At 68.9% G+C, this 26,240-nt stretch carries 15 protein-coding genes; 7 read left to right on the plus strand and 8 right to left on the minus strand.

Annotated features, from left to right (window positions below; translation table 11 throughout):
• Positions 1 to 78: 78 nt before the first annotated feature.
• Positions 79 to 528, minus strand: coding sequence for a DUF3761 domain-containing protein (locus AB0G28_RS14945; RefSeq protein ID WP_361088564.1), 450 nt, complete (start codon positions 526 to 528; stop codon positions 79 to 81).
• A gap of 142 nt (positions 529 to 670) precedes the next feature.
• Here AB0G28_RS14945 and AB0G28_RS14950 point away from each other — a divergent pair, with 142 nt between their 5' ends.
• The 3 genes from AB0G28_RS14950 to AB0G28_RS14960 all read left to right on the plus strand — a co-directional run bounded on the left by AB0G28_RS14950 (position 671) and on the right by AB0G28_RS14960 (position 4,586).
• Positions 671 to 1,738 (plus strand): sensor histidine kinase, encoded by a 1,068-nt coding sequence (locus AB0G28_RS14950; RefSeq protein WP_361088368.1) that lies wholly within the window; start codon positions 671 to 673, stop codon positions 1,736 to 1,738.
• 7 nt (positions 1,739 to 1,745) lie between these two features.
• A complete protein-coding gene (locus tag AB0G28_RS14955; protein WP_361088371.1) occupies positions 1,746 to 2,414 on the plus strand; it encodes a response regulator transcription factor in 669 nt (222 codons plus the stop codon).
• Positions 2,415 to 2,528: 114 nt separating this feature from the next.
• Positions 2,529 to 4,586 carry an MMPL family transporter gene (locus tag AB0G28_RS14960; protein ID WP_361088373.1) on the plus strand — a complete coding sequence of 686 codons (2,058 nt, stop codon included), beginning with the start codon at positions 2,529 to 2,531 and terminating at the stop codon, positions 4,584 to 4,586.
• Between the two features lie 76 nt (positions 4,587 to 4,662).
• On the opposite strand, the gene AB0G28_RS14965 is transcribed toward AB0G28_RS14960, so the two are convergent.
• Positions 4,663 to 6,834: a 3-hydroxyacyl-CoA dehydrogenase NAD-binding domain-containing protein gene (locus tag AB0G28_RS14965; RefSeq protein WP_361088376.1), complete on the minus strand. Its 2,172-nt coding sequence runs from the start codon at positions 6,832 to 6,834 to the stop codon at positions 4,663 to 4,665.
• A gap of 8 nt (positions 6,835 to 6,842) precedes the next feature.
• Entirely contained in the window at positions 6,843 to 8,054 is a 1,212-nt protein-coding gene (locus tag AB0G28_RS14970) for an acetyl-CoA C-acetyltransferase (RefSeq protein ID WP_361088379.1), read from the minus strand.
• Between the two features lie 149 nt (positions 8,055 to 8,203).
• Here AB0G28_RS14970 and AB0G28_RS14975 point away from each other — a divergent pair, with 149 nt between their 5' ends.
• The 3 genes from AB0G28_RS14975 (at position 8,204) to AB0G28_RS14985 (ending at position 11,725) form a co-directional block, all read left to right on the plus strand.
• The gene (locus AB0G28_RS14975) at positions 8,204 to 9,382 is read left to right on the plus strand and encodes a TetR/AcrR family transcriptional regulator (protein ID WP_361088382.1); all 1,179 of its coding nucleotides are present in this window, start codon (positions 8,204 to 8,206) and stop codon (positions 9,380 to 9,382) included.
• Between the two features lie 328 nt (positions 9,383 to 9,710).
• Positions 9,711 to 9,905 (plus strand): hypothetical protein, encoded by a 195-nt coding sequence (locus tag AB0G28_RS14980; protein WP_361088384.1) that lies wholly within the window; start codon positions 9,711 to 9,713, stop codon positions 9,903 to 9,905.
• A 23-nt stretch (positions 9,906 to 9,928) separates the two neighbouring features.
• The gene (locus AB0G28_RS14985) at positions 9,929 to 11,725 is read left to right on the plus strand and encodes an HEXXH motif domain-containing protein (RefSeq protein ID WP_361088387.1); all 1,797 of its coding nucleotides are present in this window, start codon (positions 9,929 to 9,931) and stop codon (positions 11,723 to 11,725) included.
• Between the two features lie 5 nt (positions 11,726 to 11,730).
• Here AB0G28_RS14985 and fxsT (AB0G28_RS14990) read toward each other — a convergent pair whose 3' ends face one another.
• The 4 genes from fxsT (AB0G28_RS14990) to AB0G28_RS15005 form a co-directional block, all read right to left on the minus strand.
• Positions 11,731 to 16,002, minus strand: a complete 4,272-nt coding sequence (gene fxsT / locus AB0G28_RS14990; protein WP_361088389.1) for an FxSxx-COOH system tetratricopeptide repeat protein — start codon at positions 16,000 to 16,002, stop codon at positions 11,731 to 11,733.
• A gap of 1 nt (position 16,003) precedes the next feature.
• The gene (locus AB0G28_RS14995) at positions 16,004 to 17,065 is read right to left on the minus strand and encodes an AAA family ATPase (protein ID WP_361088392.1); all 1,062 of its coding nucleotides are present in this window, start codon (positions 17,063 to 17,065) and stop codon (positions 16,004 to 16,006) included.
• A complete protein-coding gene (locus tag AB0G28_RS15000) occupies positions 17,043 to 18,569 on the minus strand; it encodes a hypothetical protein (RefSeq protein ID WP_361088395.1) in 1,527 nt (508 codons plus the stop codon). Before AB0G28_RS15000 ends, AB0G28_RS14995 begins: the two co-directional genes overlap by 23 nt.
• Positions 18,570 to 18,697: 128 nt before the next feature.
• On the minus strand, positions 18,698 to 19,582 hold the full coding sequence (locus tag AB0G28_RS15005) for a hypothetical protein (protein ID WP_361088398.1): 885 nt from the start codon (positions 19,580 to 19,582) through the stop codon (positions 18,698 to 18,700).
• 897 nt (positions 19,583 to 20,479) lie between these two features.
• On the opposite strand from AB0G28_RS15005, the gene AB0G28_RS15010 reads away from it, so the two are divergent.
• Positions 20,480 to 21,802 carry an HEXXH motif-containing putative peptide modification protein gene (locus AB0G28_RS15010; RefSeq protein ID WP_361088401.1) on the plus strand — a complete coding sequence of 441 codons (1,323 nt, stop codon included), beginning with the start codon at positions 20,480 to 20,482 and terminating at the stop codon, positions 21,800 to 21,802.
• Positions 21,803 to 21,809: 7 nt separating this feature from the next.
• Here AB0G28_RS15010 and fxsT (AB0G28_RS15015) read toward each other — a convergent pair whose 3' ends face one another.
• Entirely contained in the window at positions 21,810 to 26,240 is a 4,431-nt protein-coding gene (gene fxsT, locus AB0G28_RS15015; RefSeq protein WP_361088404.1) for an FxSxx-COOH system tetratricopeptide repeat protein, read from the minus strand.

Consider the following 26,240-nt stretch of genomic DNA (forward strand, 5'->3'; position numbering starts at 1 on the left):
CGCGTAGTTAGTAAGCGTCATGCAACTTCATGCACTGTACCTACGCGCTGGGGGATTTCCGCCCCGATGGTGCTCTCGTCACAGCCAGGTCTTGACGCCGCCGTGGCCGGAGCAGGTGCCGGAGCGGTGCTGGCTGTAGCTGTAGGTGCCGTCCTTGCACTGCGCGGTCGCGCCCGACGGGTTGTCGCTGGGCCGGTGCACGCAGTTGCCGTCGGAGTTTCGGTAGTAGTCGGCCCCGCACCCGGCCGGTTCCGGCGCGGCCTGCGCGGTGGTCTTCGGCTTGGCCACCGTCGTCTTCGGCGCGGCCGCTTTCGTGGCCGGCGGAGCCTCGGTGACCGCCGGCGCTTCGGAAGTCGTCGCGACCGGAGTGGTGGTTTCGGTCGGCACAGGAGCGGAATACGACGGTATCGAATATGTCGATGTGGGCGTTTCCAAAACGCCGAGACCGCCCGTGTCCTTGGGCGGCACGGAACCGACCCCACAGCCGGCGACCAGGACACCCGCGGCCAGCACCGCACCGAACTTCATCCGCACGAGGACTCCTTAGCATGACGAATTAACGTGGCGGATGTCGATCGGAAGCCGTTCTCCGTTACACCGGAAACGGTTTTGGAAAACAATCGGTTTCATTCCGGCCACGGGTGTAACGCCGTACTCCTAGACTGGGCGCATGTCCTGGTTGCGGCGTTACGCGGCGGAGCTGGCGGTCACCATCACCGTGCTCGCCGGCTCGCTGTTCGCCGTGTTGAACGACGGCGCCAAGCCCGCCCACCACGCCGCGCTCGGCTGGGCGCTGACTGTCCTGTGCTGCGCCGCGCTGTTCCTGCGGCGGCGCTACCCGCTGAGCGTCGCCGGGTTAACGCTTGTTAGCTGCGCTCTCTACTACCCGCTCACCGACCCGGACGGCCTGGTCCTGCTGGCCTTCGCGTACGCGCTCTACAACGCCGCCGCATCCGGACGGATCCGCGGCGCCGCGCTGCTGGTCGTCGCCGCGATGGCGGGCGTCACCGCCGGCGAGATCAGCTCGCGGACCGGCCGGCACGTCGACAACTTCGCGTTCTTCCTGATGACCGGCTGGTTCGTCGCCCTCGTTGCGGGCGGTGCCGTCGCGCACTACCGCGCCGAGGCCGAGCGCACCAAGGAAGCCGAGGCCCGGGCGCGGGCCACCGACGAACGCCTGCGCATCGCCCGGGAACTGCACGACGTCCTCGGCCACCACCTCGCGCTGATCAACGTCCAGGCCGGCGCCGCGCTGCACCGCCGTGATCCCGCACAGGCCGAAGAGGCTCTCGGCACCATCAAGGACGCGAGCAAGACCGCACTCCAGGAGTTGCGCGCGACGCTCGGCATGCTCCGCCAAGCCGACCAGCCGTCGCTGTCGAGGGTCGCGGAGCTGGCAGAATCCGTCGGCGCGTCCGGGCTGACCGTGCGCACCGAGATCGACGGTGTCGCACACGACCTGCCGCCGGACGTCGAGCACGCCGCGTTCCGGGTGGTGCAGGAGGCGCTGACGAACGTCGCCAAGCACGCCGGTGCGAAGACCGTCGTCGTCCGGCTCGGCTACGGCCCTGACGCGCTGTCCGTGCAGGTCGACGACGACGGCCGCGGTGGCGACGCCCCGCCGGGCAACGGCATCCGGGGCATGGCCGAGCGGGCGCGGGCGCTCGGCGGCGAGCTGACGGCGTCGGCGAAGGAGGACGGCGGTTTCCGGGTGCGCGCCCGGCTGCCGGTGCGATGATGGGCCGATGATCCGGGTTCTCCTCGTCGACGACCAGCGGCTGGTCCGCGCCGGTTTCCGGTCCATTTTGGACACCGAGGACGACATCACGGTCGTGGCCGAAGCCGCGGACGGGCGCGAGGCACTGCAGGCCGCGCACGACCACCGCCCGGACGTCGTGCTGATGGACATCCGCATGCCCGTGCTCGACGGCCTGGCCGCCACCCGGCACGTCCTGGAAGACCCGGCGCTCACCGGCACGAAGGTCGTCATCCTCACGACGTTCGACCTCGACGAGGACGTCTACGGCGCGCTGCGCGCGGGCGCGAGCGGGTTCCTGGTCAAGGACACCGAGCCCGAAGAGCTGGTCCACGCCGTGCGCGTCGTCGCCCGCGGCGACGCGCTGCTGGCGCCGTCCATCACCCGGCGCCTGATCTCGGAGTTCGCCGCGCGGGTCACCCGCCCCGGGCCGGCCCCGGCGCTGAACCGGCTCACCGACCGCGAGCGCGAAGTGCTCGCCCTGGTCGCGGCGGGTTTGTCGAACGACGAGATCGCCCGGGAGCTCACGCTCAGCCCGGCGACGGCGAAGACGCACGTCAGCCGCATCATGACCAAGACCGGCATGCGCGACCGGGCGCAGCTCGTCGTCCTCGCCTACGAGTCCGGCGCGGTGACACCACGGTGGTTGACTCCCTGAGCCGTACTCCCCCGGGAGTACGGGAAAGGACTTAAGGGACACCGGCGGGAGCAGGCGAAGTGTCCTCCGCTGCGCGACGCGCGGTAGGGCTCTCCTCGCGAATCCTTGTCCCCCATGGACACCATCACTCGCCCCACCGGGGGAAGCCTGGCGAAACTGGCCGGCTGGGCGCAGCGCCACCGGTGGCTCGCCGTCGCACTCTGGGCGCTCGTTCTCATCGGCGTCACGTTCACTTCGCGCCTCACCGGGAGCGCCTTCCACGATGACAACTCGCTGCCCGGCACCGAGTCCCAGCAGGTCGTCGACCTGCTGAAGAACACCGCGCAGTCGGGCGCCAGCGCGCAAATCGTGCTGAAGGCCGACAACGGGCTGACCAGCGAACGCGCTGCAATCGGACACATGCTCGAGAATGTCCGGGCCCTGCCGCACGTGCGCTCGGTGACCGGGCCGTTCGAGACACTCTCGCCCGACGGCCGGATCGGCTACGCCACGGTCACCTTCGACGCGGCCTCGACCGACCTCCCCTACGACGACATCGTCGAGTTCGCCGACACCGCGAAGCAGGCCGGACCGGTCAAGGTCGCCCTCGCCGGGGACCCGGTCAAGCGGATCTCGGAGGGCGGCGGTCCCGCGGAAGGCGTGGGCTTGCTCGCCGCGCTGGTCATCCTCGTGTTCCTGTTCCGCTCGCTGCTCGCGGCCGGGCTGCCCGTCCTCACCGCGGTGTTCGCCGTCGGGAGCACGCTCGGTGTCATCACGGTCGTCTCGCACTTCGTCGACATCGCGAGCTACACCTCGCCGCTGATGATGCTGGTCGGGTTCGGCGTCGGCGTCGACTACGCGCTGCTGATCTTCTCCCGCTACCGCACCGAGATCTTGAACGGCTTCGACCGCGAAGCCGCCGCCCGGCGAGCGCTCGACACCGCCGGCCGCTCGGTGCTGTTCGCCGGGACGACGGTGATCATCGCCCTGCTCGGCCTGCTCGCGCTCGGACTCGGCGGGCTGCGCGGAGTCGCGCTGTCGGTGGCGCTCACCGTCCTGATGACGATGCTCGCGTCGGTGACGCTCCTGCCCGCGCTGCTGTCGCTGTTCGGCAAGCGGCTGGAACGCGGGATCCGCCGGCACGCCGTCCGGCGGGAACACGGCAAGGCGTGGCGACGGCTCGCCGACGGCGTCCAGCGGCGCCCGCTGGCGCCGCTCGCGATCGGCCTGGCCGTTCTCATCGGGCTGTCCATCCCGGCCGCCGGCATGCGGCTCGGGTTCGCCGACGCGAGCACCGACCCCGCCGGGTCCACCACGCGACAGGCGTACGACCTGCTGGCCGAAGGCTTCGGGCGGGGTTTCACCGGACCGCTCGCGATCGTCTCCGAGGACGGCGATCCCGTCGCGCTGGAGCGGAAACTCGCGTCGACACCCGGGATCGCCCGGGTCCTGCCGCCGATGGGCCCGACCGTGCTCGCGTTCCCGGCGACGTCGCCGCAGGACGCGGCAACCGCCGACCTGGTGACGCGGCTGCGAGCCGAGGTCCTGCCGTCGCTGCCGGGCCACTACCTCGTCGGCGGGTCGGTCGCGGCCGCGACGGACTTCGCCGGCGCCGTCGCCGACCGGCTGCCGCTGTTCGTGCTGGTCGTCGTCGGGTTGTCCGCACTGCTGCTGATGGTGGTGTTCCGGTCGATCCTCGTCCCGCTCAAGGCGGCGCTGCTGAACCTGCTGAGCATCGGCGCCTCGCTCGGCGTGATGACGCTGGTGTTCGGCGACGGCTGGTTCGGCGCGCAGCCCGGCCCGATCGAGGCGTTCGTGCCGGTGATGATCTTCGCGATCGTGTTCGGGTTGTCGATGGACTACGAGGTGTTCCTCGTGTCGCGGATGCACGAGGAGTGGCGGCGCACCGGCGACGCGCGGCTCGCGGTGCGCGAAGGACTGGCTTCGACCGGCGCCGTGATCACCGCGGCCGGCGCGATCATGGTCCTGGTGTTCGGCGCGTTCCTGCTCGACCCGTCGCGGATGCTGGCGCAGTTCGGTCTTGGCCTGGCGGTCGCGGTGCTGCTGGACGCACTGGTGATCCGCTGCCTGGTCGTCCCGGCGATCATGCGTCTGCTGGGCGCCCGCGCCTGGTGGCTGCCGGCCTGGCTGGACCGCCGGCTCCCGCACTTCGCGCTGGAACCCACGTCGTGACGCCGTGAAGGCCACCTTGAGGAACTCAAGGTGGCCTTCACGTTAGCGACGGTTTACCCGAAACGTTAGTGACGGTTTACTCGTAGATCTCGCCCTTGGCGGCCTTCTCCACGAGCGACGCAGGCGGCTCGAAGTGGTCGCCGTAGCGGGCGGCCAGCTCGCGGGCCCGGTCGACGAAGCCCTGCAGGCCACCCTCGTACTGGTTGATGTACTGGATGACGCCACCGGTCCACGCCGGGAAGCCGATGCCGAAGATGGAGCCGATGTTGGCGTCGGCCACCGACGTCAGCACGCCCTCGTCGAAGCACTTGACCGTCTCGAGCGCCTCGGCGAAGAGCATCCGCTCCTTGAGGTCCTCGAACGGCACCTGCGCCGAGCCGGACTTGAACGCGTCACGCAGCCCCGGCCACAGCCCGGTGCGCTTGCCGTTCTCGTCGTACTCGTAGAAGCCCGCGCCGCTCGAACGGCCCTTGCGGTCGAACTCCTCGACCATCCGGTCGATCACGACCTCCGACGCGTGCGCCTTCCACGTGCCGCCGGCGGCCTCGACGGCCTCCTTCGTCTCCTTGCGGATCTTGCGCGGCAGAGTCAGGGTCAGCTCGTCCATCAGCTGCAGCGGCGGCGCCGGGTAGCCCGCCTGCGAACCGGCCTGCTCGATCGACGCCGGCTCGACGCCCTCGCCCAGCGCGGCGACGGCCTCGTTGATGAACGTGCCGATCACGCGCGAGGTGAAGAAGCCGCGGCTGTCGTTGACGACGATCGGGGTCTTCTTGATCTGCAGCGTGTAGTCGAAGACCTTGGCCAGCGTGGCCGGCGACGTCTTCTCGCCGCAGATGATCTCGACCAGCGGCATCTTGTCCACCGGCGAGAAGAAGTGGATCCCGATGAAGTCCTCGGTCCGCTGCACGCCCTCGGCGAGGGTGGTGATCGGCAGCGTCGAAGTGTTGGAGCCCAGGACCGCGTCGGCGTTGACGATGCTCTCGATCTCGCCGAACACCTTGTGCTTCAGCTCGACGCTCTCGAAGACGGCCTCGATGACGAAGTCGACGCCCGCGAAGTCGGCCGGGTCGGCGGTCGGCTTGATGCGCGCCAGCAGCGCGTCCGACTTCTCCTGCGTGGTCTTTCCGCGCGAGAGGGCCTTCTCCTCGAGCTTGACCGCGTAGCCCTTGCCCTTCTCGGCCGCCTCCTGCGAGACGTCCTTCAGGACGACGTCGATGCCGGCCTTCGCCGACACGTACGCGATCGCGGCGCCCATCATGCCCGCGCCGAGAACACCCACCTTGCGAGCCGTGTACTTCTCGAAGCCCTCCGGCCGCGAGCCGCCGGAGTTGATGGTCTGCAGGTCGAAGAAGAACGCCTTCGTCATGTTCTTCGAGACCTGGCCGGTGGCGAGGTGGATGAAGTAGCGCGTCTCGATCTGGAGCGCGGTGTCGAAGTCGACCTGCGCACCCTCGATCGCGGCGGCCAGGATCGCCCGCGGCGCCGGCATGTTCGCGCCCTTGATCTGCTTGCGCAGGTTCGCCGGAAACGCCGGGAGGTTGGCCGCGAAGCTCGGGTTCGACGGGGTGCCGCCGGGGATCTTGTAGCCCTTGACGTCCCACGGCTGGACGCCGCCCTCGGGGTTCGCCTTGATCCACGCCTTCGCGGCCGGGACGAGCTCCTCGACCGTGCCGACGAGCTCGTGCACGAGGCCGAGCTCGAGCGCCTTGGCCGGGCGGTGCCGCTGGCCCTGGAGCAGGACGTTCAGCAGCGCGCTCTGGATACCCAGCAATCGGACAGTGCGGACCACGCCACCGCCGCCGGGCAGGAGGCCCAGCGTCACCTCGGGCAGGCCGATCTGGCTGCCCTTGACGTCGGCGGCGATGCGGTGGTGCGTCGCCAGCGCGATCTCGAGGCCGCCGCCGAGCGCGGCGCCGTTGATGGCCGCGACGACCGGCTTGCCGAGCTGCTCGATGCGGCGCATCTGCCCCTTCATCAGGGTGCTGCCCTCGGTCAGCTCGACCGCGTGCTCCGGCTTGGCCTGGATGAGGTCGTTCAGGTCGCCGCCGGCGAAGAACGTCTTCTTCGCGGACGTGATGACGACGCCGGTGATGTTGTCCTTCTCCGCCTCCAGGCGGTCGACGGTCACGCCGAGCGACTCGCGGAAGTCGGCGTTCATGGTGTTCGCCGACTGCTTCGGGTCGTCGAGGGTCAGCGTGACGATGCCGTCCTCGTCCTGCTCCCAGCGGATGGTCTTGCTCTCAGCCATTAGTGTCCTCACACCCGCTCGATGATGGTCGCGACGCCCATGCCGCCGCCGATGCACAGGGTCACCAGCGCGCGGCGCGCCTGGCGGCGTTCGAGCTCATCGACCACCGTGCCGACCAGCATCGCGCCGGTCGCGCCGAGCGGGTGGCCCATGGCGATCGCGCCGCCGTTGACGTTGACCTTCTCCTCGTCGAGGTGCAGGTCCTTGATCCACTTGAGCACGACGGAGGCGAAGGCCTCGTTGAGCTCCCACAGGTCGATGTCCTCGGGCTTGAGGCCCGCGGTCTTCAGCACCTTCTCGGTGGCCGGCGTGGGACCGGTGAGCATGATCGTCGGCTCGGAGCCGACCGACGCGGTCGCCACGATCCGGGCGCGCGGGGTCAGCCCGAAGGTCTTGCCGACCTGCTCGGACCCGACCAGCACCAGCGCGGCGCCGTCGACGATGCCGGAGGAGTTGCCACCGGTGTGGACGTGGTTGATCTTCTCGACGGAGTGGTACTTCTGCAGCGCGACGGCGTCGAAGCCACCCATCTCGCCGATGGTGGTGAAGGCCGGCTTGAGCTTGGCGAGACCCTCGATCGTGGACCCGGGACGGCGGTGCTCGTCGTGGTCCAGGATCGTGACGCCGTTGATGTCCTTGACCGGCACGACGGACTTCGCGAAGTAGCCACCGGACCAGGCGGCCTCGGCGCGTTCCTGCGAGCGGACGGCCCACGCGTCGACGTCCTCGCGGGAGAAGCCCTCCATGGTCGCGATCAGGTCGGCGCCGATGCCCTGCGGGACGATGTAGTTGTCGTAGGCGGTGGCCGGGTCCATGAACAACGCGCCGCCGTCGGAGCCCATCGGCACCCGCGACATCGACTCGACGCCGCCGCCGATCACGAGGTGGTCCCAGCCGGAGCGGACCTTCTGCGCGGCGGTGTTGGTGGCCTCGAGGCCGGAGGCGCAGAAGCGGTTGAGCTGCACGCCGGCGACGGTCTCGGGGAGGCCCGCGTTCAGCGCGGCGGTGCGCGCGATGACGGCGCCCTGCTCGCCGACCGGCGAGACGACGCCGAGGACGATGTCGTCGATCGCGGCGGGGTCGAGGTTCGGGTGGCGGACCTTGAGCTCTTCGATCAGGCCGACCACCAGGTCGACCGGCTTGGTGCCGTGCAGGGCACCGCCCTTGTTCTTGCCGCGAGGCGTGCGGATCGCCTCGTAGATGTAGGCCTCGCTACTCACTGAACAACTCCTCGCGAGCGTGTCGGACGTCGTCGTACCGCGGCCGATGATACCGGCCAGTAGGGCTAATGCCCATTAACATATCGCCGGATAACCCCATGGTGTCAATGGGTTGCAGCTGTGCCGTTAGCCGCTATGGTGTTTTCACCATGACCGACGTCGAGCGCAGTGCCCGACCGCGCGACCGCAAGGCCCAGCTGGCCGCGGTGGCGGCGGAGCTGTTCCGCGCGCGCGGCTTCCCGGGCGTCGGCATCAAGGACATAGCGGACGCGGCGGGCGTCACCGGCCCGGCGCTGTACCGGCACTTCGCGGACAAGCAGGCGATCCTGGCGTACGTGGTCCTGAGCGGCTTCGAGGACCTGGAGGCGGCGACGGCGGAGGCGCTGTCGGACTCGGTTCAGCCGTCCGACCAGCTGCAATCCCTCCTCGTCCGGCTCGCGACGCAGGCCGTCGAACGCCGCGAGATCGCGGCGCTCTGGCGCTGGGAGGGGCGCCACCTGCCGAAGGAGGACCAGCGGGAGATCGCCCGCCGGTCGACGCTGGCGCTGGCGACGTGGGCGAAAGCTCTGCAGGTCAGCCGCCCGGAGCTGTCCTCCGAGGACGCCGAACTGCTCTGCTGGGCGGCCCTGTCGGTGTTCGGCAGCGTGTCGGTGCACCACACGTCGGTGGCCCGCCGCCGCTTCGCGGCTCTACTGGTCGAGCTGGCGCTCGATGTGCTGAACGCCACACTGCCCTCGCCGTCTTCGGTTTCGGAGGCCCCCGCGTCGCGGCTCGGCACACCATCCCGCCGCGAGCAGGTCCTGGCGGAGGCAACAGCACTGTTCGCCCAGCGAGGCTTCCACGACGTGAGCATGGAGGACATCGGAGCGGCGGCGGGCATCGCGGGCCCCAGCGTCTACCGCCACTTCCCGAGCAAGGCGGCCCTGATGGTGGCCATCGGCCACCGGGCGGCGGACCGCCTCGCCCTGGCGGCCGAGCGCGCGCTCCAGGCACCGGACGAACGCTCGGCACTGCGCCGCCTGGCGGCGTCGTACGTGCACACGATTCTGCACACGCCGGAACTGCTGGTGTCGTTCTCGGCGGACCGCGTCACGATGCCGGACCGCGACAAGGTGGATCTGCTGCGGGTTCAGCGGGATTACGTCGCCCAGTGGGTGACGCTGCTTTCGGCGGTGCGGCCCGAGTTGCCGGCACGGGAGGCGAAGATCACGGTCCACGCGGCGCTGACCATCGCGAACGACCTGGCTCGCACGCGCCGCGTCGCATCCAGGCCACACTTCGAAGCCGAACTGACGGCGCTCCTGCACACAGTCCTCGGCGTGACCTGAACAATACTGCCCGAGCACGTGAAATCAAATGGTGCGAGCATACGAAGTACATTCTTTTCTCATTGTTCTCATTCAACGAAACCGGCCGCGCCCCGATTGACACTCACCTGAGTCAGCTTCCAAGCGCGATGTCTATGTAACGCAGGGTAGTTAGCCAATGGGCCAAACGGGCCACCTTGATCGAACAGGGGTACGACTGGCAGTTCGAGTTGGAATCTCAGTGCGACCAGCCACAACGCATCGGTGATGGGCGGCCCCGAATGGGCGTAAGGTGGGCGTGCTAACTTACGCGCTCCAAACGGTTCTTCTGGACGAGAGGAATGTCCTCATGCTGTCGCCGGGTGGCAGCGAGCAGCCGGGGATCAAATCCGAACTCCTCGACCTGAGCGCTGTCTCACTGTCCGAACTGCGGAAACTCAATGTCACCGCACTCCGCCGTTCGATTCGTCACGCCGTGGCTCGCTCGGCGCACATCCCGGTGACCGCCAGCGGAAGCCAAGGCGGCGCCAAACGCGTCGACTGAATTCGCTCCGAAGGGCACATACTGTGCGCACGCAGGACCACCTGGTGTCCGGCCCCGAGCTGCATTCGATCAGCTGGGACATCTTCGATCAGCTGGCCGTCGGCGGCGGCGGAGTAACCGCCGTGAATCTGTTGCGCAGCGCCGACCGCAGCCGCCGGTTGCTCCTGTTCGCCGGCCTCGTCGAGCGCGCGGAGACGGAGGACCGCCTGGCAGGTCCGCTTTCGTCCGCCGCTGAAGGCGCCTGGGAACTGCTCGTGCGGGCTCAGGAAGCCGAGCCCGACGCGCTGGAGCGCGTGATCGCCCACCCCTACACCGGGAGCTGGGCCGGCTACACCACCCGCCTGGTCGAGCAGGACCTGGCAGGCGAATGTCCGCTCTGGGTCCACTACGGCTACCTCCACACGCTCGCCGCCGCCGCCGCGATCCACGCCGGCCTGGAGTTCACGATCCGGGTGCCGGTCTGGAACGACACCGTGGTGCTGCCGACGCTGGGCGCGGCCCGGCTGGACGAGGGTGGCGGGTTCACGACCGCCGAAGTGCACGGAACGGCGGGCACCTTCACGATCAACGGCGGTCGCTCGCAGGTCGCGCCCGGCACACCGGCTTGGTCACCCCTCCGGGAGTTCCGGCTCGAAGCCGGCGGGCGAACCCTGGACCTGTGGCTTGACGACCTGGATCCCCACCGCGGCCTCTACCACCCGATTCCGCCCGACCGGCTCGCGGAAGCCGAAGCGGTGCGGTGGCGCGACCTGCTGGACGAAGCCTGGCAGCTGATCGTCGAGCACCTCCCCGAGTACGCGGAGATCCTCCCGGCGGGTCTGACGTCGATCGTGCCGCAACCGGCCGTCCCGTTCCGGCTTCCCAGCGCGTCGACGGGCGAAGCCTTCGGCAGCGCGGTCATCGCCGCGCCGCACGACGAGGAACCGGCCACGCTCGCCGCGGCGCTCGTGCACGAGTTCCAGCACATCCGGCTCGGCGGGCTGCTGCAACTCGCGCGGCTGCACGACGACGACCGCACGGAGCGGCTCTACGCGCCGTGGCGGGAAGATCCGCGGCCGCTCGGGGGGCTGGTGCACGGCGTCTACGCGTTCTTCGGCGTTTCGGCCTTCTGGCGGGCGCTGTCGCGGGCGCGCCCCGACGACCGGTTGGCCGCTTTCGAGTTCGCCCACTGGCGCACCCAGACCTGGCAGACTCTCGAATCGATCCGGGACGACGCCGCGCTGACCGAAGCCGGACGCCGGTTCCTGAGCGAACTCGCCGCGGTGTTCGGCCCTTGGCAATCGGAGCCGGTCGCCCCTGAAGCAGTGCAGTGGGCGGAGACGCTGGCCGCGGACCACTACGCCGGCTGGCGGCTGCGCCACATCCGTACCGAGCCCGGAACGACCGCGGACGTCGTCCGCGCCTGGTCGCACGGGGAGCCTTGCCCGCGGGTGGTTCCGGGCAGCCGTCTCGACACCGTTTCCGACGGGGAGTGGGCCAACGCCCGCGCGGACTTGATCCGGGTCCGATTCGGCCGTGCCGGCGAAACGAGGCTGTCGCAAGTCTGGCGGAACGTGCCGGGCTCGCTCGAAGGCGACTTCCGGTTGGTGACCGGTTCGACCGACCAAGCGCGCGCCGCTTATCGGTCCGTCCTCGGACAGGATCCGGATCATCCGGAGGCCCTGATCGGCCTCGGCCTTTCCCTGCCGCCCGGGCCGGCCACGCGTGCCTTGCTCGGCGTGCCGGAGCTGGTGCGCGCAGTGCACCGGATACTGCGCGACGCCGGGAACCCACCGCCGCTCGACGAGTTGGCCGGCTGGATCGGCGAAGCGCTGCCCTGACCGCGTCACAACGGTATCGGGTCGATGTCGCACTCCGCTCGCACCGCGGTCTCCGCCGCGGTGATCGCGGGATGGCCGGGCCGCAGCACCCGGTAGGCCGCGGCGAGCACGTCCCGGTGCTGACTGACCGCTTCCCGGACGCGACCCAGTCGTTCGAGGTCCAGGGCCCGGTTGAGCCGGGCCGCGAGAGTGGTGGGATGACTCTCGGGCAGGGCACGGCGAAGCCGGGCCAGCGTGTCGGTGTTCATCCGCAGGGACCGCGGGACGTCGCCGAGCGCGAACCAGTCGTTCGCCGTGTTGATCGAGCAGGCCAGCACGTGCGGATGGATCGGGCCCAGTCGATCACGCAGTCCCGACAGGGCGCGCTCGTCCCTGGTCAGTGCCTTGGCCGGATCACCGAGCAGACGCAAGGTGACGCCGATGTCCGCCTCCGCGGCGAGCGTGTGCGGGTGCCGGGCGCCCAAGCTGCCCCGGTACAGCGCCAGCGCTTGCTCACCCAGCTCCAGCGAGGTCGGCAGATCACCGGCGTTGCGCAGGTCGATCGAATGGGCGAGCGCGCAGGCCATGGCGTTGGGGTGATCGGACCCGTACTTGCGCCGGAACCGTTCCAACGCGCTGCCCGACAAGTTCAGCGCGGCCTCGTGGTAACCGTCTTTGCGCTGCGCCACCGCCAAGTGGTAGTCGCGGCGGATGACCCCGCCCGTACCCGCTCCGAACAGGCCGCGGACGCGCTCCACGACCTTTTCCTGTTCGATTCGCGCCCACGAATAGTCACCGAGTTCACGACGACAGATGATCATGATGTTGAGGGTGTTGATCGTCTCCCAATTGTCGTACCCGAACACCTCGGACCTGCGCTCGTACGTGTCCTCACTGAGCCAGCGAGCCTCGTCGTAGTCGCCGGTCAGCAGGAGTGAGACGATCAGGTCATGCGCCGCACCCAGTGCGGTCGGGTCGTCTTCTCCGAAGAGAGACCGGACCTTTTCGTAAGTTTGCCGGTTGAGATCGCGGGCCGCGAAGAAGTCACCGCTGGCCTTCAGCCCGATCGCCACCAAGATTTCGGCGCGCAAGGCCTGTTCCGAATCCGCTCCCGCCGTTCGCCGGTAGAGCCGCAAGGTCTGTCCGCTGACCTCAGACGACTCCTCGTACCGGCCGACGACCCACAGCAATAACCCTAGTTGCCAGGACGCTTCCAGCGTCTGCGTGTCCTCGGCGCCGTACCGGACCGTCCAAGCAGCCACGACCTCTTGCGACAGCGCCAGTGCGCCGGTGTGGTCCCCGGAGACGTACAGGAACTTCATCAGGTTGAGCAGCAACCGGCGTACCCACGGGTCGTCGCAGTCGATCAGCTCCGCGTGCCGGAGATGCGGCAGCACCATCTGGTACTGCGGCCACTGCCGAGCTGATTCCGGGTCATTCGGATCGACGTTGCCGAGCAGGAGATGAGCGCCGTGCCGCATCTGCGAGCGAGTCTCGTCGGTCATCCTCGCGCGCAGCACCAGCTGCGCGAGCCGATGCAGGAGCAAGGTGCCGCTGCGGTGGTCCAGCTTGGCCAGGCGGCACCGGTTGATCTCCCGGAGCGCCCGGTCGAGCAGGACGGGATCGCGCATCGCGGTGTCCAGCTCCGGCGCGATCGACACTCCGCGGACTCCGGCGAACAGGCTGCGGGAAATCGGTTCGGCGGCGAAGAACGCACAGACCTGGAGCAGCTGGTGCGCGGCCGGGTTACGGGTCGAGAGCCCGTCGAAGGACACGTTCCAGGCGGCCGTCACGGAAATCTCGTAGTCCGTCGGACGCGGAGACATGGCGGCGAGTTCGGCCATCTTCTCGTCCAGCAGCCGGGTGTACTCGGCGACCGGCATCCCGGTCTCGGCACGCCACGCCGCCGCCTGGACCAGCGCGATCGGCAAGTCTCCCAGCTTTCCCGCCAGAGCGTCGGCGTCCGAAGAGGTCATCCCGGCATCCCAGCGGCGCAGGAGCTCGACGCTCTCCCGCCGGGCGAACCGGTCGACGTCGATCGTCACCGCCGGGATGGAGCCGGCGACGTCCCGTGAGGTGACCACGATCCGCCCCGGCCCGTCGATCGGCAGGAACGGCCGCAGGAGCTCGGGCTGGTCGGTCGCGTCGAAGACCAGGAGCCAGCGGCGGTACGGCTTGCCGGCCCGGAGCGCGGCCAGGACGGCCGGCACCGCGGTGACGGTCTCTTCCGCCCCCGGCAGCCGCAGTTGCCGGGCGAGTTCGGTCAGCGACGCCCGGATCTGGCTCTCCTGCGGCGCACTCACCCACCACACGAGATCGTGGTCGTGCAGCCGCCGGTAGATGTACTCGACCGCGATCTGGGTCTTGCCCAAGCCGCCCGGCCCGTGCAGGACCGCACAGCCGGCCGACTCCAGGGCCGCACCGAGCCGGTCCAGCAGTTCGCGGCGGCCGACAAACTCCGGGTTGCGGGCGGGAACGGCACCCCAGACGACCGGTGCGTCGGTGGTGATCCGCCGGATCCGGCGCAGCGAGGTGGCTGCTTCCTCCCTGACATCCGCGACGAGTTCGTCGGGGACGCCCGGCTCGACCATCGCCGGCGGTCCCATCGTGTCCGGGCTTTCCGCTTCGTCTGTGGTCTCGCCAGCCACCTCCGCCGCGGCGAGTTCACGTTCCCGCTCCTGCAACTGCTCGGCTCGCCACGCGTATGGACCCGATAGCGCGCGCATCACGACCCGCTCGAGGGAGATGTCCGCGGCCTCTTCGGGCAGGGACGCGTGGTCGGGATCGACCAACGCATCGGCGATCCTCAGCAAGACCGGGTGCTGTTCCCCGAACAGCTGCCCGGCCACAGACACTACTTGCACGGTATCCGCCCGCCGGCCGGCTGCCAGCAGAGCTTCGCGAATCGGGACCGGGAAATCGAATACGGCGTCGTCCCCGCCAGGACTTCCTGTCATGGGCGTACCGAGGAGCCCGCTGGTGAGCACCTCGGCGAGGTGCGAACTGTCGGCTTCGGGCACCAGCTCCGCCTGGACCAAGCGCGCGATCGGGAGGCTGACCGGTACCGCGGCCAGCAACGTCGCCAGCCGGAACGCCTGCGGTGTCGCGGCACCGAGGAACCGCTGGACCCGCTCCTGCGCCGTCAGCGGCCAGGCCGGCTCGTCGTCCTCGGCTTCGGGCGTCGGCTGGTCACGCGCGAGCAGGACCGTCCCCGGCACCGCCTCGCCGATCACACGCGAGAGAAGACGGACCCACCAGCCGAACCAGCGGCCGTCCAGTTCGAGAATGGGGACCGGTACCGCGCCGGTGATCGCCTTTTCCGGATCCGCCATCGTCATCCAGGCATCCGGGAGGTCGAATCCGTAGCGGCGGTTCGGCTGGAACGGACCGGGCGAGGTCAGCAAAGCCCGGTGCAGCGGGATACCGGTCTTCTTCCACAGGTGCTGGGGCAGCAGGTGCACCAGCGCGACCGGCATCCGCCTGCTCCACTGCGCCAGCAGCGGTGAGACGAGATCACGGCGCCACGCTTCACCCACCCCGTCGGTCAGAACGACCATCAGCCGGCCGCCGTACCAGTCCAAGAGCTCGGCCACGCTGTGCTGGGGTGCGTCCGGCGTGCCGCCGCGCAGCACGGGAGCGAGCGATCCATCGGTCGCCCTTGTCTCCGTTTCCAGGTACCGGATGCGGACAGTCCGAAACGCTCCGAGCTGCTGCACCAGCTCGAGGAACGCCGTCACCTCCGATCGCCACAAGATCATCGACGCCCCGGCATCGACCACCACCGTGAGATCCAGGACGCGGGTCGTCGGAGCGGGCTTGAGCCGGGGAAGCCAGAGGCCGGTCTGAACCGCTTGTTCGGCGGTCAGCTCCTCGTCCAGCTCGAGCTCGTCCTCGCGCGGCGACGGGCGTAGCTGTTTGAGCGGCCGGAGGGCACGCAGGATGTCCGGGCCCCCAGGCATCCTCGACGGCCTCGGAGCCAGGCCGTTCCCCAGCTTCGCTTTGTCGCGTCCGGGAACGTCCCGTACGTGTTCTCCGGCGACCGGCCACCGCTGTTGCCCGGTGACCCGGGCTTTCCCTACCGACGACAGCGGCGGCGGACCGGCGACCGGGTCCGGCTCGGGCTCCGGACGCGGTCCGGGGTCCAGCCCCGGCTCGGGCGGGTCGAAAGATGCTTCCGGTTCGCCGGCCTCCTGCGCCACGGGCTCTCCGAGTACTGCCGCGAGCCAGACCGCGTCCGCGACCTCGCTCCACGACAGCGGCTCGCCGTCGCCCGTTCGCCCATGCGGTTCCCCGGCCATCTCAAGGCGCCATGGAGTTCAATTGCCGCCAGAGCGCGTCCACCAGCCGGGGCCAGGACTCGCCTTCGTCGCGGTAGGCCCCCGACGTCGCGAGGTAGACCGCTTCGAGGAGTTTGTCGACCGGCAGCCCGCCGTACGCCTCGCTGCGGCTGACGAACTCCTCGATGATGCGCGACCTGTGGACATCGCTCGGATCGAGCGCGTGCGCCGCCACCATCGCCGACAGCTGTTCGATGTCCGGGTCCTTGATTTCGAGCCGGAGACACCGGCGCAGGAACGCCGGTGGGAAGTCGCGATCGCCGTTGCTGGTGATGACGACGAACGGGAAGGCGGCACACCGGACCCGGCCGTCCACTATCGTGGCCGTCGCGTCCGGGTCGGCCGTGAAGACCTCCACCTCACGGGTCCGGCTGCGCATCCGCACCAGCTCGGGGATCGTGAACTCACCGTCTTCGAACAAGCTGAGCAGGTCGTTGGGCAGATCGGCTTCGCTCTTGTCCAGCTCGTCGATCAGCAGCACGCGTGGTTGCCGGCGCGGGAGGAAGACGGTACCGAGTTCGCCGAGCCGGAGGTATTCACCGATCGGCGGTTCGAGGTCGCCGTCCCGGTGGTTGACCGCAGCCCGGGCACCGGCGGCCTGGGCACGGCCGATCGCGTCGTAGCTGTAGAGGCCGCCCTTGAGCGTGGTGTGCGACGTGATGGGCCACCGCAGCACCCGGCCGAGCCGCAACTCCCGCGCGACCCGGTACGCCAGGCTCGACTTCCCGCTGCCCGGACGGCCGGTCACCAGCAGCGGACGACGAAGGTACAGCGCCGCGTTGACCATCTCGATCTCGTGCGGGTCGACGTGCCGGGCGGCGAGCCGGTGCTCGGAGCCCAGCCGGCGATCCGCCTCGCCCTCGTCCTGCGGCACGACGTCGTCGGCGGGCAGCGGTCCGCCGTCGAACGCCCGCCACGGCGGCGCGGGCGGAAGCAGATCCGCCAGCGAAGCACCGGCGAGCGGGCGGCCGGTGCCGCGGTAGATCCACCAGTCCGGTTCCTCAGCATGCTCTACCGCGTTCATCTGATTCCTCCCGCATCGCGTCCGGCAGGTAGGGGCCGTCATCGAGGAAAAGCAACCTGCTCGGGTCGTCCCACAGGACGACCAGATCCCGGGCGATCCGGAGGTCGACGGGAATGGTCACCTCTCGGAACGCCGCCCGCCGCGAATTCTGCGTCCGGCTGGGCAGGTCGGCGAGACCGTCACCGTCGAGGAGCCACGCGACGACTTCGTGCAGCACCTCGGCGGAAGCGTCCGGGTGCCAGAGCAGCACGGGGATGCCGGAACGCAGGCCCGTCGCGAGCTCGTCGCCGCCGGGGCGCGGCCGTGTCGGCGGTGGGCCGGCGAGGACCATCATCAACCACCTGCCGTCGCTGAGAATGGCGTCGAGTCGATGGCGCTCGGCGATATCCCGCGAAGAGCAGTAGTACACCCGTTCGGCGGAGGGATTTCCGGCCATCGCCTCCCACCGGATGCGCCAGGCCCGGTGCCACTGCCGGGAGAACATCCGTTCCAGCGAACGGATGACGATGGGATAGTCCAAGAACAGTGGCCGGGGATCCCCGGTTTCGTGTTCCTTGCACCACCGGTGCACGGGCAGGTTCACCAGCGCCCTCGGCAGCACGAACTCGAGCGCCGCCTCCTCGCGGTATTCCGACCAGGCCCGTTCCGCATCGACGATCAGCCGGTCGACGTGGCGTTCGAGCTCGTCTCCGCGAATGGTCGCGATCCCGCCTCTGGCGGGCGGCCACTCCTGCGGGTCCTCCTGACGCCAATGGGAAACGACATGCCGGTCGGGATCGATCCCGTCCACCTCGACCATGATCACCAGGTGCAGGCGCATTCCGTCACCGCCGTGGTCGCGTTCGGCGCGCAGTTCACTCAGCCGTTCCTCGCCCTGAACGCGGCGCGCCTGGCTGCTGTTCCAGTCCCGCAGTTCGTCGCCGAGCGGTCGCGCGCACGTCGCGGCTACCAGTTCGACGAAAGCCAAGGACGGCGGCAGTCCGTGGGCCGGCGTGTTGAGCTCGGTCAGCAGGCAAAACGCTGCCCAGGCATCGCCCGGTTCACCGGCCGGGCAGGTCGCCGGGCTCGCCGCTCGCCTGACTAGCGCACCGAGCTTGGGCGGGGTGAATCCGGCCAGTACGGACCGCAACCAGAGCAATTCGGAATCCGGCAGCAAGTCGTGCATCCGCGGTTCGTGGACGAGCCGGTGCAGCAGCTCGGATTCCGGCGAGCCCGGGCGCAGCATCCGGACAGCGCGGTCGAGCGCGTGCATCCCGTCGTTCACCCGGGCGCAGGCGTTGACGATGTCGATCAGCTGGTCCCGCCCGGTCACGTGTTCGGACAGCGTCAGCTGAAACCCGAGGTTGTCGTGGATCAGTTCCACCAACAGCGATCGGCTCGGCCGGTCACCGGCCAACCCGGCATTGGCGAGCAGATTGACGATCGCCTCTCGGACGGCCACCCGAACCGTGGACGTAAGGTGCAGCTCGCGTCCCGGTTTGTAGGTTCGTTCACCGGCCGACACCTGACGGACCACCTCCCCGCCCGGAAGCCCGGGAATCGTGATTTTACCTACCGAACCCCGGAGAAATATCGGGCAAAAGATGGACACGAGGTGCGCCGGAACCGGACGCCCCGCTCAATGGTGCGGGTTCACCCACCCTCGATGAGCGCGGCGAGTGCGGTGACCTGTGGGGATTCCGGCTCCAGAAGCCTGATCGCGTCCAGCAGGTCGACGAGACCGCGATCGAACCGCCGGCACGTCATGGCCAACGCGATCACGTGGAGGCGGTCTTCGGTGTGGTGGGGAATGATGTCCGCGATATCGCGACGAGGGAACAGGTCCAGCAGGAGACGGCGGCCTTCCGCACCTCGGACACACGACACTGCGAGGAGGGCCTCCACCAAGTCCGGCAAGGCCGGCCCAGGCACCGATGACAGCGATTTCCGGCCAGGAAACGTGGTATCGACCGCACCGAGCAGGCGTAGCCAAGCTCCCGTCTTCGTTTCGTCGACCGAAACGCGCATCCGCCGATAAGACGGAGCGGCCGCCGAGTCGGCTCGCACGAGATCACGGTAGAACGAGTCCGAGGCGATCAAGGCCAACGCGGCCCCTGACCGTTCCAGCGCCCTCTTCGTTTCGGGCGCCTCCACCAAACTGAAGGCGTGGCTGGTCGCGGCACCGGCCGTGCAATCATTGTCCTGGCGGGCCTCTCCAGTGTGGAATGCCACGCGCAACTGCACGTGCACGTCTCCAGCAGACGAGACGTTGAAGCGCCGTACCCAGGCCAGTAAGAAGTCGGGCAGCCAGCGCACCAGATCCGTCGTCACTACCTGGGCGGGAAGCTGAATCAACGAGCCTTCGCCGGTGTCCTCTGCGGAAAGAACGTCCCAGGAAACACCGGCCTCTTCGAACGAAGCCCGCAGCTGCTCCCACAGACCTCGGTGATCGAAGAGCCGGCGCGCCGGAGGCCCGGTGTCGTCGTGACCGGCGAAGCCCAGCGCCATGAACGTCTTGCGGCAAGCGGCTGAGTCCATGGGCACCGGACCTCCCCGAGTTCGCGGCATCCGCCATTGTCACAGGTCAACACGTTCGCCGCCACGCTTGCGGGGAGGCAGCCGATCACGGCGGCGGCACGGCCCGTGTCACCCTGACGGCAAACGACATCCGTCCCTGTTGCATCGGCCGGAAATGCGGGATGATGCGAAGCGGGCCGACGGGGTCCGTTCTCCGTGCGAAAGGGGAATGGTGATGCAGCACGTACCACGCTCGGACGGGGAAGCGGGAATCGCGTCGGAGCTCATCGACCTCGGCGAAGTACCACTCGCCCGGCTGCGCGCCTTGGACGGCCGCGAATTACGGAGCGCGGTACGGCACGCAGCCGACCGGGTTTCCGCCATCCCCGTGACAGCAAGTGGCAGCGGAGGCGCCCGGCGGGTCGATTGACCGTGACTTCGGATGAACTGTCCCCCCATCGCCTGTCGTGGGTCGATTTCGACACGTTCGCACGCGGACGCGGTGACGGCGCGTCGGTACGCCGGCTACGCGCGGCCGAGCGGAGCAGACGACTGCTCCTCTTGAGAGGAATCATCGACCAGGTCGCCAAATCACCGGAGATTTCCGGGCCACTTCCCTCGCCCGAATCGGCGTGGGAGCTGCTCGCCCGGATTCAGGAACTGGCCCCCGCCGCGGTCGAAACGATCCTGGCACACCCCTATACCGGAACCTGGGCCGGTTACACCACGCGATTGTGCCGTCAGGACATAACCGGCGTCTGCCCGTTCTGGGTCCACCTCGGGCACGTGCACTGCCTGGCCGCGGCGGCAGCCGTGCACGCCGGCGCAGCCTTCGAGGCCGAACTTCCCATCTGGCAAGGCAACGTTTCACTGCCTACGCTCGGTACGGTCCGCCTCCGCACAGGTGAGGCGTTCGGGGTGGCACAGGTCTCCGCCGGTAGTGACGGCGTCTTCTTTCGGAACCGGGACACCGAGGTCCGCCTGCCGGACGACTTGAGCATCGAGACCGCCGGCTGGCAACCGGTCCGCCGGGTCACGAGCTGGTGCGGCGACCGGCGGCTTTCAATCAGGCTCGACGACGTGGATCCCTATCGCGGGCTGTACGAACCGATTCCCCCTCGGCGCCTCACGGCGTTGGAGGTCGAGTCCTGGCGTACGGTCGTCGACGGCGCGTGGCAGCTGCTGATGACTCACCTGCCGGGTGTGGCCGAGACGTTGCCGGTCGGCCTCGAATCGCTGGTACCGGCCCCGGCGGTGGCCTTCCGGCTGCCCAGTGCGTCGACGGGGGAAGCTTTCGGCAGTGCGATCGTGGCCTACGGCGCGGATCCCGAGCCACTCGCGGCCGCACTCGTCCACGAGTTCCACCACATCCGGCTCGGCGGCGTGCAGCACCTGGCCACCTTGCACGCCGACGACGGCCGGGAACGGTTGTACGCACCTTGGCGGGAAGACCCCCGGCCCATCGGTGGTGTGCTGCACGGGATCTACGCGTTCTTCGGGGTCACTGCGTTCTGGCGGGCGTTGTCCGCTGCGGAGCCGGCCCATGAACTGGCTGCCTTCGAGTTCGCGCTGTGGCGTACCGCGGTCTGGCGCACCCTGCGCGCGGTGTACGACGACGAAAGCCTCACCCCCACCGGGCGTAGGTTCCTCGAAGGAATCGCGACCGAACTGACGCCGTGGCAGAAGGAACCGGTGCCCGCCGAACCTGCCACCTGGGCGGCGACAGCGGCGCTCGACCACTACGCGACCTGGCGCCTCCGCCACCTGCGCCCCGATGCGCGGACCGTCTCGGCCCTCGCCGACGCCTGGCGCCGAGGGGAGGCATGGCCCAAGCTCGGCCGGTTGCCCGAACCACACATGCCGACTCCCGTCCCGGACGGTGGCTGGTCCGACGCGCGGACCGACCTGATCCGGCTACGACTGGGCCGGGACCGGAACTCGTTCGCCGTCAACGGGCCGATGGTCCCTGGGGTGACCAGCGCGGATCTGGCGCTGGTGGCCGGTACCCACGAGCTGGCAGCGGACGGTTACCGGGACCTGCTGGCTGTGGACCCCGACGTCCCGGCCGCGCTGGTCGGTCTCGGGCTCGCCTTGGCCGCGCATGGCACCGGACCGGCGGCACGAGCTCTGCTGCACAGTCCGGAACTGGTCCGGGCGGTACACCGCGAAATCCGCACGAACACCGACTCCACTCCGGCAGTCGAAGTCATCGCCGGGTGGATCGGCCGGTTCACCCACTGATCGAAAGTTAAAGCGGCATCGGGTCGATGTCGCAGTCGGCGCGGACTCCCTGTGACGCCGCGATCGTGCCGGGATGCGCTTCGCCAAGAACGTGCCGGTAGCGGCTCATGACGTCCTCGTACAGCTGGTCCGCCTCTTCGATCAGGCCGAGTGCCCTGAGGTCCAATGACCGGTTGAGCTGAACTGCCAGCGTTGTCGGGTGGTCTTCGCCGAGAACCCGCCGTGAACGGTCCAGCAGTTCCGCATCACGCTCGGCGGCTTCTTCGACACGATCCAGTGCCGCGAGGTCACTTGCGACACCGATCCCGCACACGATCGTGTGCGGGTGATCCTCACCGAGCAGGAGCCGGAACTCCTCCAACGACCGCTCGTCCAGGGCCCGCGCACTCGACGGATCGCCGGAGAGCCTCAGGGTCACACCGAGGTCGAGCGCCGCGGAGAGAGTGTGCGGGTGCTTTTCTCCCAAGCTTTCACGATAGAGATCGAAGACTTCCTCGCCCAGTTCACGGGCCCTCGCGAACTCGCGATTGTGCCGCAGGTCGATCGAGTACCCGAGAGCGCACGCCAGTGCGTTCGGGTGTTTGTTGCCGTACCGGATCCGGAACCGGCGGAGGGCGTCCTCGGAGATCTTGCGTGCCTCGTCGTGATCGCCGTCCTTCCGGCACGCGACCGCGAGGTGGTACTTGCGACGGAGGGTGCCGATGCTGTCCTCACCATACTGCCGCTCGACCCGGTCGGTGATCTGCTGCTGCTCGATCCTCGCCCACGGGTAGTCGCCGAGCTCGCGCCGCGCGATCACCATCAAGACCTGTGTCGTGACGGTCGACGTGTTGTCATAGCCCAAGACCTCCGCACGCCGATGGTAGGTTTCGCCGGCCAGTTCGTTCGCCTGCCCGTAGTCCCCCGTCAGGAGCAGCGCCGTAACATAGTCGTTGGCTGCTTTCAGCGTGATCGGGTCGTCGTTACCGAACAAGCCACGCGCCTTGACGAAGATCTCTTCGTTCCGCTGTGCGGCTTCTGCGAAGTCACCTCTCGTCTTCAAGATCAGCGCGTAAGTCAGTGCGGCGTTGAGTGTCTCTTCCTGGTCGGCACCGATCGCCTCGCGGTAACGGTCGAAAGTGCGTTTGCTGATTTGCGCCGCATCGGCGTACCGCCCCACTGCCCACAGGTAGAACGCCAGCCGCTCGGACGCTCCCAGCTCCTGCATGGGCGGGTCTTCGATAGGTGCTTCGCCCCTGCCCTGCCGTTCGAGCCGGTCCCGCTCCCACGCCTGCACCGCACGTTCCCCGAGCGTGACCGCGCCCTCGTGGTCCCCCCAGTGGTAGAGGAACTGCATCAAGTTGATCACCAGCTGCCGCACCCACTGGTCAGTGCACTCGATCAGCTCGGCGTCGTAGATGTGGGGCAGCACTTCTTGGTAGCTCTGCCACTGCCGGGGTGATTCCGGAGCCCGCGGGTCGAGGTTGGCCAGCAGCTCGTGCGCGCCGTGCCGCATTTCGTTGCGGCGCTGCTCCGTCATGCGGTTCCGGAGGACCAGCTGCACGAGCCGGTGCAGCAGGATGGTGTCGGTCCGGTGGTCGATCTTCGCGAGGCCGAACCGGTTGATGTCGCGGACCGCCCGGCCCAGCTTGATCGGGTCACGCAGTGCGGCGTCGAGTTCGGGGGACACCGTGAGCCCGCGGACTCCGGTGAACAGGCTGCGCGACACCGGCTCAGGGGCGAAGAACGCACAGACCTGCAACAGCTCGTGCGCGGCCGGGCTGCTGACACTCAGCTGGTCGAACGAGACGTTCCACGCCGCCGCGACCGAAGTCTCATAGTCCTGCGGATTCGACGTGTCGAGGATCTCCGCGACCTTCTCGTCGAAGAGCCGGAGGTATTCCCTGGCTGTCATGCCCGTTTCCGCCAGCCACGCCGCCGCCTGTTCGATGGCCAGCGGCAGGTCGCCCAGCTTCTCGGAGATGCGGTCGGCGTCCGTGTCATCCAGTTGGGGACCGCGTCGGCTCAGCAGCATCTTGCTTTCGCTGCGCTCGAACACGGCCACCTCGAGAGGACGCGCAACAGCCGCCCAGTTCGGGTTGCGCGAGGTCACCAAGATGTCTCCCGGGCCGCCGACCGGGAAGAAGGGCCGGACCATGTCCAGGTCTTCCGCCGAGTCGAAAACCAGGAGCCATCGACGGTACGGCCGACCGAGCCGCAGCGCTTCCTTGACCGCCGGCACCGCGGTGTTCGCCTCGGATGCCCCCGGCAGGCGAAGGTGCTGGGCCAGCTCCGTGAGTGACGCGTGGATCTGGGTCGGCCGCGTGGCCTGGATCCACCAGACGATGTCGTAGTCCTGCAGGTGCCGGTAGATGTACTCGGTGGCCATCTGGGTCTTGCCGATGCCGCCCATGCCGTGCAGGGCGGCAGGCAGGACGGCCGTCGTGCCCGTACCCAGTTTTTCGCTCAACTGGGCCAGCAGTTCGCCACGGCCGGTGAAGTTGGGGTTCGGCGGCGGAATTGCACCCCAGATCGGGGGCACCTCTTCACCCGAACGCCGGACTTGACGCGAAGTAGACGTGCCGACACTGGCCACCACACTCGCCTTCTCGGCGGTGACCGGTTTACCCAAACCGCTTGGCGCTAGTTCTACCAGGGCTCGGCTCTCCTCTTTGGCAGCTGCGGTTTCACCAGGAACCACCCTGTGCACCTCAGCCATCCGCTCACCTCGGGGCAGGACATTGGCGTCAGCCTGATTCAGGTCGACGCCAGACGCAAGCCTACCCAATCGGTCCAGCCCTGCTAACCTGCCCAAACGATCAGCCCGGGAGAGATACGGGCCGGACAGGGCAGTCATCACATCTCGTTCGAGGGCTATCTCCTCACTCGTCGCCGTCTCGGGCTCCGGGTCCGGTGTCGAATCGGGATCGACCAGAGCTGCTTGAAGCCTTGCCAGCACTGCGTTCTGGCTGCCGATGCGCCGCGACGCCACGCGCACCGCGTGGGCAGTATCCGACCTTCGTGCCCCGCTGAGCAAGACCCTTCTCGTCTGGCCGGAAAATTCCCACGGCGTCGTTCTGTCCCATGGTTGCCGGGTTCCGTCGTTGTGAAGCAGCCCGCTCGTGAATACCTCGACCAGGTGATCCGGGCCGGAACCCGGGAGCATTTCCGCTTGCACCGCGGACGCCACTTCGATATCGACCGGAACTGCCGCCAAGAGCGTGACCAGCCGGAATGCGGATGGCGAAGCCTGACTGTGAAAATCTCTCACCTGATCTTGAGCGGTGACCTGATTATTCGACGGCTCCGAATTTTCACTCGATTCGGGGACAGATACCGCCGGACGGTCGTGAACCACCATGACCGAGCACTTCCGCGGCTCGTCCGCTCGACCGGTGACGATCTCCGCCCACCTGCGAAACCAGCGTTCCTGCAATTCCAGGACGGGGACGGCGATCGAGTCCCCGGCCGGTTCCGCTCGCTCGAGGCCGTCGGACAGCAGGTCGGTCAGGTGGACCCGGTACGAGTCGTTGGGCCGGACCGGGCCGGTCGTCGTGATTTCGGCGTTCTGGGCGTCGACGCCCCCACGCGCCCACAGCCGCCTCGGCAGCAGGTGGACGATCGCCACCGGGACCTTGCGGCCCCAGCGGGCGATCAGCGGCTGCACCAGATCCTGGTGCCAGGCGTCGCTGATCCCGTCCGTCAGCACGAGCATCACCCGGCGCCCGGAGGAGCCGACCGGCTCGCCGGCGCCGCGCACCGGGCTTTCCGGGGTGCCGCCGCGCAGCACCGGCTCCATGACCATGCCGCCCTCGGCGCGCCCGGCCTTCCCCGTCTCCAGCAGCCGTACCTGGACCGACCGGAAGACGCCGAGCCGGCGCCGGCACAGCGTGACGAACGCCGCGATGGTCGGGGCCCACAACGCCATCGACGGCGCCTGCTCGACCACGAGCGTCAGGTCCAGCCACGGCAGCCGCTTCCGCTTGGTGACCGGGACCCACATCCCCGCTTCCGCGCTGACCTCGGCGGTTCGCGCCTCGTCGAGTTCGGCGTCCTCCGGCCGGGCCGAAGGCACCTTGCGCTTGAACGCCCGGAAGGCGCCCACGAGCTTGCCCACATCGGGCAACGGCGAAGCGGCGCCGGGCGTGGGCGTCCCCTCCTGTCCCGGCCGGGCACCCGCGGCCGGAGCACGCTGGTCGGTCCCGGCCCGCATCGGGACGACCGGCTCGGGCAGGCCGGGCGGTGGCCCGGCTCCGGCGTGCTCGGGTTCCTTCATCGGAGGAGGATGCGCCCGGCCGCTCTCGGGCGGCTGAGGGCGGGCTGAAGACACTGGTGGCTGGGCGGGAGGAGGCGGCGGCTCGGTCGTGTTCGCCGCGATGGCCGCCATCAGCCACAAGCCGTCCGCGACCTCTCTCGCGGTCAGGTCGTGGTCCTCCGGACCTCCCGGGGTGGCCGGCAT

The organism is Amycolatopsis sp. NPDC021455, from assembly GCF_040640995.1.
Taxonomy (GTDB): domain Bacteria; phylum Actinomycetota; class Actinomycetes; order Mycobacteriales; family Pseudonocardiaceae; genus Amycolatopsis.

Coding starts and splice junctions, on each gene's coding strand:
- AB0G28_RS14945 (WP_361088564.1), bottom strand. CDS start 528: ATGAAGTTCGGTGCGGTGCTGGCCGCGGGTGTCCTGGTCGCCGGCTGT.
- AB0G28_RS14950 (WP_361088368.1), top strand. CDS start 671: ATGTCCTGGTTGCGGCGTTACGCGGCGGAGCTGGCGGTCACCATCACC.
- AB0G28_RS14955 (WP_361088371.1), top strand. CDS start 1,746: ATGATCCGGGTTCTCCTCGTCGACGACCAGCGGCTGGTCCGCGCCGGT.
- AB0G28_RS14960 (WP_361088373.1), top strand. CDS start 2,529: ATGGACACCATCACTCGCCCCACCGGGGGAAGCCTGGCGAAACTGGCC.
- AB0G28_RS14965 (WP_361088376.1), bottom strand. CDS start 6,834: ATGGCTGAGAGCAAGACCATCCGCTGGGAGCAGGACGAGGACGGCATC.
- AB0G28_RS14975 (WP_361088382.1), top strand. CDS start 8,204: ATGACCGACGTCGAGCGCAGTGCCCGACCGCGCGACCGCAAGGCCCAG.
- AB0G28_RS14980 (WP_361088384.1), top strand. CDS start 9,711: ATGCTGTCGCCGGGTGGCAGCGAGCAGCCGGGGATCAAATCCGAACTC.
- fxsT (WP_361088389.1), bottom strand. CDS start 16,002: ATGGCCGGGGAACCGCATGGGCGAACGGGCGACGGCGAGCCGCTGTCG.
- AB0G28_RS14995 (WP_361088392.1), bottom strand. CDS start 17,065: ATGAACGCGGTAGAGCATGCTGAGGAACCGGACTGGTGGATCTACCGC.
- AB0G28_RS15005 (WP_361088398.1), bottom strand. CDS start 19,582: ATGGACTCAGCCGCTTGCCGCAAGACGTTCATGGCGCTGGGCTTCGCC.
- fxsT (WP_361088404.1), bottom strand. CDS start 26,240: ATGCCGGCCACCCCGGGAGGTCCGGAGGACCACGACCTGACCGCGAGA.